General features: G+C 61.2%; 1 protein-coding gene. It reads right to left on the reverse strand.

Features of this window, described 5'->3' with window-relative positions; all coding sequences use genetic code 11:
- Window positions 1-311: helix-turn-helix domain-containing protein (locus NE591_RS13500; protein ID WP_256156893.1), on the reverse strand; the 311-nt coding region annotated here is incomplete at its 3' end.
- Window positions 312-330 lie beyond the last annotated feature (19 nt).

A 330-nucleotide genomic window follows, 5' to 3' on the forward strand; every position in this document is an offset into this window, starting at 1 on the left:
GCCTTGTAATAGGCGCCGAAGTCTGCGAGCGAGTCTATAACGGGCATCATTTGCCGGCCGAGCTCGGTGAGCCCGTTCTCAACGCGGGGAGGGTTTTCACCATAGTCGTGGCGAAAGACGAGGCCGTCATCCTCCAGCTGGCGCAGGCTGTCGGTAAGCACCTTCTGAGAGATGCCTTCAAGGTCGCGGCGCAACTCGTTGAAGCGCCAGGGCCGCTTGCGCAAGTTGCGAATGATGAGCAGCTTCCACTTGCCGCTGATGAGCGCCACCGCCGTCGCTACCGGACACTCCGGAAGTTCCTCTTTGGCCATCACGGGAGGCCCTCCTTCT

This window comes from Adlercreutzia sp. DFI.6.23 (genome assembly GCF_024462535.1).
Lineage (GTDB): Bacteria > Actinomycetota > Coriobacteriia > Coriobacteriales > Eggerthellaceae > Adlercreutzia > Adlercreutzia rubneri.